The organism is Limosilactobacillus coleohominis, from assembly GCF_016901675.1.
Lineage (GTDB): Bacteria > Bacillota > Bacilli > Lactobacillales > Lactobacillaceae > Limosilactobacillus > Limosilactobacillus intestinavium.
Genome location: NZ_JACJKU010000059.1, coordinates 1 through 9,420, shown reverse-complemented (window position 1 = coordinate 9,420; position 9,420 = coordinate 1). Strand labels below are relative to the sequence as shown.

The following is a 9,420-nucleotide window of genomic DNA, read 5'->3' as shown; positions in this document are numbered from 1 at the left end:
TTGTTAAACCAACACTAAATGGTTTAGGGAATTTTTATTTTACTATTAATATTCTGAAACATAATTTGACGAATTTGTGCCAAAGGATGAACTAGATGTGTCTGAGCTTCTAATAGTGCTATGACTGTGACCACTTCCAGGAACATTATATTCAGCATGACCTGGTAATACAAAATCTGTCTTATTGTAGCCGTTATAACTCTTTTGCATCTTATACATACGAGTTTCATAGTTATCAACCGTAATTGGTTCCAGTCCTAGCTGGGTACGAATTATTTTAGATACCCGATTAATTTCCTTTGGACTGGCAATTTGGAACGAAGCGCCATCAATAGTGGCGTTTTGGCCCTTGAAGTGATAAGTCTTAACATTATTCATTGCTGGACGATAGTTACCATAAAGAACGGAAATACTGTCAAGTGGAATGTTTGTTTTAACACCGTCTCGAACAGCGGCTAAAATCTTATTAATTGCACCAACTGATCCCGACTTTCTAAATTTGTGGATAACATCCGACATAATTTGCTGTTGTCGTTTTTGACGACCATAGTCATTGTTAGGATCATCATAACGCATTCGTGAGTACTTCAAAGCATTATTGCCGTTCAAGTGTTGTTTTCCTTTAGGGAAATGATGGCCTTCATAATCGAAGGCGAATGGGTTGTCAACATCAACACCACCGACAGCATTGACAACTTTTTTAAGTACACCCATATTTACAACAGCATAATAGTCAATAGGGATTCCCAATAATTCCTTCACCTGTTTGATAGTTTGCTTTGGACCTCCAATAGAGTAGGCAGCATTGATTTTGACATAATCAGGCCCCTTACTAGTATTAACACGAACTAAGGTGTCTCGTGGGATACTTGTCATTGTAATTGATTGCTTCTTGGGGTTAACTGTAATAACTTCTAGCGTATCAGTATTACCTCCAGAGTTTCCACGGTCTAGTGCCCCAACATCGGTTCCCATTGCTAAGACAGAAACAGGCTTACCTTCTGCTAATTTTTTATCAACTTTACCATCACCCGTGGAGAAGACGCCCTTAGCGGTACTGTGTAATTGGTGGTATTCGTATCCGCCGGCCAGAAATAGCAGTACACAAACGATACCAACGATCCGCCATACCCAATTAAAGCCGCCTTTATGGTGGTGAACATATGGTGGATGATGATCAAAGTCATCTCTAGAATTATGATGAGCATTTTGATCGATTTCTTCTTCAAGGTGACGACGGTATTCAGCCCGTGTTTCATGTTCGTGATTCATATTCGACAACCTCTGTTTATATTTAAAATTATCATTTATATATTAACTTTCTAACCTTAGCAAATTAATAGTCAGTAGTCAATTTTAGACGGGAGTTTTTAAGGATTATGTAATACTTTTCTTCTATTATATATGATTTAAATATGGTAACATTAGAAAGATAATGCTTGAAAGGACGATCAAAATGACAACAGCAAAACAATTAGCGGACGCTGTCAATAAGCGCCGTACATTTGCGATTATTTCACACCCGGATGCTGGTAAAACCACCATTACCGAACAAATGCTGTTATTTGGTGGAATTGTGCGGGAAGCAGGAACTGTAAAGGGACGCGGAAGTAGTAATTTTGCAAAGTCAGACTGGATGGAAATTGAACAGAAACGTGGAATTTCAGTAACGTCTTCTGTCATGCAGTTTGATTTTGAAGGCAAGCGAATCAATATTCTGGATACTCCAGGGCACGAAGACTTTTCTGAAGACACCTATCGGACTTTAATGGCAGTTGACTCTGCCGTGATGGTGATTGATGGTGCTAAAGGGATTGAACCGCAAACGCGAAAGTTGTTTCAAATTTGTAAAATGCGGGGTATTCCGATCTTTACCTTTATTAACAAGTTTGATCGTGATGCACGAGATCCATTAGATTTAATGAACGAAATTGAAGAAACGCTGGGAATTGAAACATATCCAATGGATTGGCCAATCGGAATGGGACGGCAATTCATGGGCGTTTATGACCGCTACAATAAACGGGTAGCCCTGACGCATCCAGCAGATGAAGATAATCCGTACTTACCACTGGATGATGATGGAAATGTCATTGGTGATAATCCTTTATCAGGTGAGGGTGAATGGAAAGATGCCATGGATGGGATGGAACTAATTGAAATGGCTGGGAATGAATTTAGTGAAGATAAGATCATTAAAGGTGATCAGACTCCAGTATTTTTTGGTTCAGCCTTGACTAATTTTGGGGTGCGCACTTTCTTAGAGACATATTTAAAATATGCACCAGCACCAAGTGCCCACAAAACTGAAGATGGTAAAGAAGTAGCACCCCTTGATTCAGAATTCTCTGGTTTTGTATTTAAAATCCAAGCTAACATGAATCCTAAACACCGTGACCGGATTGCCTTTGTACGAATTTGTTCTGGTGAATTTGATAAGGGAATGGACGTTACTTTAGAGCGAACCGAGAAACCAGTTCGTCTTTCGAACGTCACTGAATTTATGGCAAATACTCGTGAGAACGTTGAGAAGGCAGTTGCCGGTGACATCATTGGATTATATGATACTGGAAACTTTCAAATTGGCGATTCTATCTATACTGGCAAGAAAGATATTAAATTTGAAAAGTTACCACAATTTACACCAGAATTATTCATGCGGGTGTCTGCTAAGAATGTAATGAAGCAGAAATCATTCCATAAAGGAATTAACCAACTTGTGCAAGAAGGGGCAATTCAATTGTTCCAAAGCTACAATTCAAATGACTATATTTTAGGTGCAGTTGGTCAACTACAATTTGAAGTCTTTAAGTTTCGGATGCAAAACGAATATAATTCTGAAGTCATTATGGAACCAATGGGGAACAAGACTGCACGGTGGATTGATCCAGATCAATTAGATCCAAAGATGTCATCATCAAGAAACATTCTGGTGAAGGATATTAATGGTGATCCATTGTTCTTATTCGAAAATCAGTTTGCCGAAAATTGGTTTAAACAGAAGTATCCGGATGTGGAATTAACGGCAAAATTATAGAAGGGTAATTGAATACTTGTTTCTAACTCTTTTTGTTTAATATTACATTTTCGTTAAAAGAATGTAGTTACATTGTAACGACCTTATATACATCTATTTGGTATGATAGATGAATATGTGAATTAATAGTTTTTTATGATAATTATTTGGAGGAGAATCTTTAAATATGGAAAATAAAAGGCGATTTAAGCTTTATAAAAGTGGCAAGTTATGGTGTTGCGCTGCGATTGCTTTTGCAACTTTAGCTATCGGGAGTGTTACTGCAGAAAGTGCTCATGCAAATGCAACTGTGCCGACAGCTCAGCAAGTAACCACTATCGCAAGTGCATCTTTAACAACTAATACAGCTAATACAGCTGGTGATTCTCAAGCAACCGCTCAGTCCACTACTCAAACAAGTAATCTTGTGCCTCAGGACACAACCACTACTAATAATCAGACCAACTCTAATGAAGGATACCTTGATAACACTCAAATTACTGAAAATCAACAAACAGGGCAAACGACTTTAAATGCTAGTGGTTGGCATGCTACTGGACAAAGTAATAATGAGCCTTATCGGTATGTTATTTTGTATGACAATACAACTCAACACGAAATTCAACGGGAGAAAGTAGTACCGCAAACGCGGCCAGATGTTCAACAAGCTTACCCTCACATTGATAATAGTGTTAACTCAGGCTTTAATGTTCATTTCACTTTGCCCGATAATTTAGCTGGTCATTCTATTAGTTTGGTTGCGCGTTACAGTACTGACGCTATTAATGGTGAAGGCCAACATACTGATTACTGGTTCTCACCGATTATTTTGAATAATGATAATCGTGCTAGTCTTGATGGCTTGACCTCTGATCAGGATGGTAATCTGCACGTTAGTGGTTGGCATGCTTCTAACCAAGCCTGGGGTAAAAAATATCATTACATTATTGCTTATGATCAAACTACCGGGCGTGAAATAACTCGGCAGAAAGTTACGAATAATCAAACTCGTTATGACGTTGCGGAAGCATATCCATCTATTGCTAATGCAGTATTTTCTGGTTTTAACGTGTTCTTTAAGTTAAGTCCTCAATATGCACGTGATAACATCCAATTTATTAGTCGGTGGACTGATGATGCGGGTGGAAATGGAAATTATATCGACTACTGGTTTGGTCCCGTCGCTAAAAATAACCGGGGTAACTTAGATGCTTGGGATATTAGTACTGGTAACCTACAAGTCAGTGGTTGGCATGCTGATGATACTTCCATTTACGAACCATATCATTATTTGATTTTGTTTGATAACACTACAGGAACACAAGTTGCTTCTAAGAAAGTTGATACCATGTCATCCGATGATGTAGCCAAGGTATACGGTAATGACACCCGGTCTGCTAACAAATCACGGTTTAATACCATTTTTGATGGTATCACTTTAACGGATAGCCATACTTATTCACTCGTCAGCCGTTATTCTGTTTATAACGGAGGTAATGGTGATGATGGCAACAGTGCTGATCATACGGATTATTGGTATCCAGGCAAAACGTATAGTGGTCAAGCCTATAGTATCGATAGTTGGCAACCTACTAATAACTCAATGAAATTATCTGGTTGGTTTGCAAATGATGCCGCTGTTAATTATAAATATGCTTATGTAATTCTGTTAGACGGGCAAGGTGAGTTAGGCCGACAACGGGTTGATCTCACTCAACGTGCTGATGTTGCGAAGGCTTACCCAGAACTGTATAACAGTTTAAATTCAGGATTTGTGGTCACTATCAACTTTGATCGTGCGGTCAATGGAGACCTTCAGGTTGTTCTTCGTTTTACCAATGATCCATATGGTAATGGTAGTCATACCGTTGACATCTATACTGATAAATACAGTACGAACGCTGGTAATTTTGATAATCTCATTGTAAAGAAAGATTACATAAACATTAGTGGGTGGCACGCTGCCGATAATCTTACTAATAAGCCATACCAATATATTATTGCAATGGACTCCAATACACATCAGGAGATTACTAGGTGGAATGTAACTGATAGTGCAACTACTCGTCATGATGTCAAAAATGCTTACCCATGGATTGTCAATAGCGCTCATTCTGGATTTAGTTTAAACACTTCTGGGATTGATCTAACTGCAAATCGTGCGGGTGTTTACTTCATTCACCGTTATACGGATGATAGTGCAGGTAATGGTAACTACGTGGACTATGATTCTGATATTGTCTACTTTATTAACTACAATATGTATGCTAATTCAATTAATGCATTCATTGCTAATAACCATATTGGCCATGCAACAATTGAAGTTCGTCATATTTTAAATGTGCCGGGTTCACGTAGTGGTATTCTAACTGGTCCTGGTAGTGGAAGTACACAATACGATTATGGTAAACCTGTTAAAGTCATTGTTCATGAAACGGCTAACCCCAATGATTCCATTGAGGGCGAAATTAATTACGAAAGCAGTCATTACGAAGATGCCTTTGTGCATGCATTTGTTGATGGTAACCGCATTGTAGAAATTGCCCCAACCGATCGGCCAAGCTGGGGATCTGTCAATGGTAACCCATATGGTGTGCAGTTTGAACAGGTCGAAGTTTATGGTCGTGATAACTTTGCACGTGAATTAGTTAATGCTGCTTATTATGCTGCTTACAAGATGAAACAATATGGTATGATTCCAAGTCTTAATGGGGGAAATGGAACCTTAATGTCTCACCATATGGTTTCCCAATATCTTGGTGGTACTGACCATACTGATCCAGATGGCTACTGGACTAATCGAGCACGTAATTACTTTGGTACTAACTACACCATGAGTGACTTCTTTGAATTAGTAAAATACGAATATACCCAACTATAATGGGATATACAAAAACGATTACTCGTATTTGGTGACGAGTAGTCGTTTTTTAGTGTTATAATCTAATCTAGACAATAGTTTGTACGTGCTATAATGACAATAGTATCGGTTTAATTATAAAAATTGTTTTATAGATATAGATGTTGTGAAGGAGAAAAAATGGAAAATAAGAAGCGGTTCAAACTATACAAAAGTGGGAAATTATGGTGCTGTGCAGCAATCGCTTTTGCCACAGTGGCAATGGGGAGTACGATTGTAACTCATCAAGTACACGCTGACACAAATAATATAGAAGAAACGCAACAGGTGATGACCCCAACGCATAATAATGATCATAGTGTGACTGTTGATCAGCAATTAAACACTAAGGCTACCAATGCAGTTGGACCCGACACCACCACAGTGAATAATGATGTATCAGCTAATCATGGTAACCTAGATAATTACCAAATCACGTCTGATCCTAAAACGGGTGATGCCAACTTAAATGTCAAAGGGTGGCAAGTAAGCGGTCAAAGCAATACAGAACGTTACCGTTATGGAATTTTATATGATAATACAGACCATCGCGAAATTGATCGACAGTCTATTACGCCTCAAAATCGGGTGGATGTTCAACAAGCTTATTCCAATGTTGATAATAGCCTACAATCTGGTTTTAATATTGATTTTAAATTACCAACAAACTTGGCTGGACATTCAATTAGTTTAGTAGCACGGTATAGTACTGATGCGATCAATGGGGAAGGTCAACATACGGATTATTGGTTTGCACCAATTATCTTGGATAATCAAAACCGTGCTTCCTTAGATAGTTTAAGTTTAAGTGATCAAGGTGACCTAGTGATTAATGGTTGGCATGCGTCTAACCAAGCTTTGGGGAAGCGTCATCATTATATTATCGTTGTAGATGAGACTACTGGTAAAGAACTAGCACGACAAGAGGTTACTCCGGTCAATCGCGATGATGTAGCAAAAGCCTATCCAACGATTGCGAATGGCAATATTAGTGGTTTCCAAGCAAAATTCTCCCTTAGTCCAGCTTATGGCCGGGATCACATTCAAATTGTTAGCCGATGGACTAACGATACAGCAGGTAATGGTCAAAGCGTTGACTATTGGTTCAACCCACTGAATGAACAAAATGTTGCTAATTTAGATAATCTAAGCAGTGATAGTCAGGGAAACTTACATATCAGTGGTTGGCATGCCTCTAACCAAGCCTTAGGAAAGTCCCGTCACTTTATCATTGTTTATGACCAAACACGGCAACGCGAAATTACACGGCAAGAAGTTACTCGGGATAATCGAAGTGACGTCTCACGAGCTTATCCAATGATTGCAAATGCTGGAGTAAGTGGGTTTAGTGCTACTTTCAAACTAACCCCACAATATGCTGAAGATAACATTCAAATAGTTAGTCGCTGGACAAATGACAAGAGTGGCAATGGTGATGCTGTAGACTATTGGTTTGGCCCTGTTCAAAAACAAAACCGTGGCAATTTAGATAGTTGGCAACTAAGTAGTAGTCAGTTAGAAGTAAGTGGTTGGCATGCGAACGATGCTTCAATTTATGAACCATACCATTATTTAATTGTTTTTGATAATACTAATGGTCAGCAGGTTAATGCCATTCAGGTACAAAATACATTATCCGATGATGTGGCTAATGTATATGGTAATGATACTCGTTCTGCTAACAGTGCGCGGTTTAAGGATATTTTTGATGACATTAATTTGGTAGCTGGACACACTTATTCATTAGTCAGTCGTTACTCTGCTACTAATGGAGGCAATGGTGATGACGGAAATGGTGCCGATCATACCGATTATTGGTTTAGCTTAGGTACTCTCAATGAAGTTGCTTATAATATTGATGGTTGGTCTAATGATGGTACCAAATTGAATATCAATGGTTGGTTTGCAAATGATCAGTCCTTAACTCATCAATATCCATATGTCATTTTATTAGTTGATGGTCAGGAAGTTGCTCGCAAACCAGTTCAGTTAACAGAACGCAATGATGTTGCTAGAGCATATCCACATATTGCTAACAGCGCCAAAAGTGGTTTTACAGTAACTTTTGATACTCCAAAGGACGTTCAAAACAACCTGCAATTAGTTTTACGATTTGCTAATATAGAGAATGGTGAAGGTGATCACCAAGATATTTGGACTCCTACGTTTGTAAATAATGCTGGACATTTTGACCAGGTAGATATTAATGGCAATACCATTCACATTACTGGATGGCATGCAGCTGTAAATAACAGTGTAAAACCTTACGAATATATTATTGCTGTAGACGGAGGAACCGGTCGAGAAATTCAACGATGGAACATTACTAATGGAGCAAAGATTAGTCGTCCCGATGTTTATCAATCCTACCCATGGTTAGAAAATAGTGGTCAGTCTGGTTTTGACATGCATGCTAATAATTTAAGTGGTGACTGGGAATATGTTAAACTAATTCATCGCTTTACTGATGATGCTGCAGGAAATGGTAATTATATTGATTACGAACAAACCATTGATCGCACTAATTATGCACAACGATTATTGCAAGCATGGCAAAGTATTATTAATGAGAAACCTGGTCATATCGGAATTGCTGTGAAATCACAATTAACTGGGCAGGTATACTCATACACCAATGCTCCGGGGTATCATTGGATGACCATGAGTACAGTGAAGGTAGCGGTTCTTTCCGAGTTATTGCACCGGACTGGTGGTAATTTAGATGGGACTATGCAAGACCTTGCGACCCGAATGATCCGCTACAGTGATAATAATGCTACTACAGCCATTACTAATAATTACCTTGGCGGTGCACAAGGATTACGTCCATTGTATGAACGCCTTGGTATGTGGAATACAGGTACTAATTCTACATGGGGTTCATCTTGGACCACGCCAGAAGACCAAGTTAAACTTTTGAACGATCTCTATCTTGATCAGAATTCGGGATATTTAAACGAACAATCACGGAACTATATTCATTATCAAATGAATAACGTTTCAGCTGGTCAAGACTGGGGTATTTCTGCTGGTACTCCACGTGGGAGCTTCTACATCAAGAATGGTTGGATGCCATGGGGCTACGAATGGGTTAACAGTATTGGCTTTATTCCAAGCTCTGATAACCGCCATGGCTATGCTATTGCAGTTTACACGGATGGAGATGCCAGTTTCCAATCTGGAATTAACGTGATCGAGCAATTAGCAAGGGCTACTAAAAATATATTGCAATAACCCAGATAATTATTTATAAAGTTAGCATATTGCATATAAGATTTTCAGATTAATGCAGGGACTGCGAAGTCCCATATAATTTGTTTAATTATAAAAAGGAACTCTACATTATTCGGTACTGATAGAGAAATATTAGTGCCGATCTTTTATTTTATTAGGTTTTTTGTCAATCGGTACTGATAATAAAATTTACAGTTCAAGCAGTCATTTTGCTTGGGCTGTTTTTTGTTTTGCAATTAGAACTAACTGTTAAGTGAGAGTTTTTTAATGC

At 38.5% G+C, this 9,420-nt stretch carries 4 protein-coding genes; 3 read left to right on the top strand and 1 reads right to left on the bottom strand.

The features are described from left to right. Window positions 1-45: 45 nt before the first annotated feature. Window positions 46-1,272 (bottom strand): LCP family protein, encoded by a 1,227-nt coding sequence (locus tag H5975_RS06140; RefSeq protein WP_204785313.1) that lies wholly within the window; start codon window positions 1,270-1,272, stop codon window positions 46-48. 184 nt (window positions 1,273-1,456) lie between these two features. On the opposite strand from H5975_RS06140, the gene H5975_RS06135 reads away from it, so the two are divergent. The 3 genes from H5975_RS06135 to H5975_RS06125 all read left to right on the top strand — a co-directional run bounded on the left by H5975_RS06135 (window position 1,457) and on the right by H5975_RS06125 (window position 9,149). Further along, complete coding sequence (locus H5975_RS06135) at window positions 1,457-3,037, top strand: peptide chain release factor 3 (RefSeq protein ID WP_204785312.1); 1,581 nt, start codon at window positions 1,457-1,459, stop codon at window positions 3,035-3,037. 166 nt (window positions 3,038-3,203) lie between these two features. Beyond that, complete coding sequence (locus H5975_RS06130) at window positions 3,204-5,897, top strand: KxYKxGKxW signal peptide domain-containing protein (protein WP_204785311.1); 2,694 nt, start codon at window positions 3,204-3,206, stop codon at window positions 5,895-5,897. A gap of 159 nt (window positions 5,898-6,056) precedes the next feature. Next, window positions 6,057-9,149, top strand: a complete 3,093-nt coding sequence (locus H5975_RS06125) for a serine hydrolase (RefSeq protein WP_204785314.1) — start codon at window positions 6,057-6,059, stop codon at window positions 9,147-9,149. Window positions 9,150-9,420: the final 271 nt, after the last annotated feature.